The organism is Vibrio sp. 2134-1 (assembly GCF_033339495.1).
Genome location: NZ_JAWOUS010000809.1, coordinates 1 through 554, shown reverse-complemented (window position 1 = coordinate 554; position 554 = coordinate 1). Strand labels below are relative to the sequence as shown.

Below are 554 nucleotides of genomic sequence, written 5' to 3'. Positions count from 1 at the left end.
TCGCGCCAAGACGAAGAAGTACGAATGACCCAGTATGAATCTTTAGTTACGACCGCCCTTGCAACAACACCACTTCCCATTGACTGCTTTTCTGCGTCGAAACCCGCTTCATTTCTGAGGCCGATAATGGGCTTAATCAAAACGTTAGTCGTAAACTCACTGTTAACAGCTAGTGGGAATGGCGTTATAAGGCGGACTTTAGGTTTAAGAAAAGGTAACAGAGTGTGAGTATTCACTTGTTTTATCGCCACGACACCTTCATATCCGTGACTTATTTGCGTAAAAGAGCTGTCAACTCTACCAATTATGGTACTATTCTCACCTGCTTGAAAAAGGGCTTGTCTCTGATACTCCATAATATTGCCGTGGACGATGACAACCATAAAGCCCACAATTACGCCTATGCTAATTAAGCCTCGACGTAATTTAATTATTGAGCCAGTGGTAATTATTCCCAGCAGCAACCAACGCCAATCCGGCATCGTCGGCCACCATGCAGACGAAATTACGCTCGCGACAAATAACGCCAAGGTCCAACTTTTTTCTAAGAGAGT

At 44.2% G+C, this 554-nt stretch carries 1 pseudogene; it reads right to left on the bottom strand.

The window, feature by feature from the left end:
• A pseudogene (locus R7R78_RS28660) lies at positions 1 to 554 on the bottom strand (DNA internalization-related competence protein ComEC/Rec2); the annotation flags it as partial.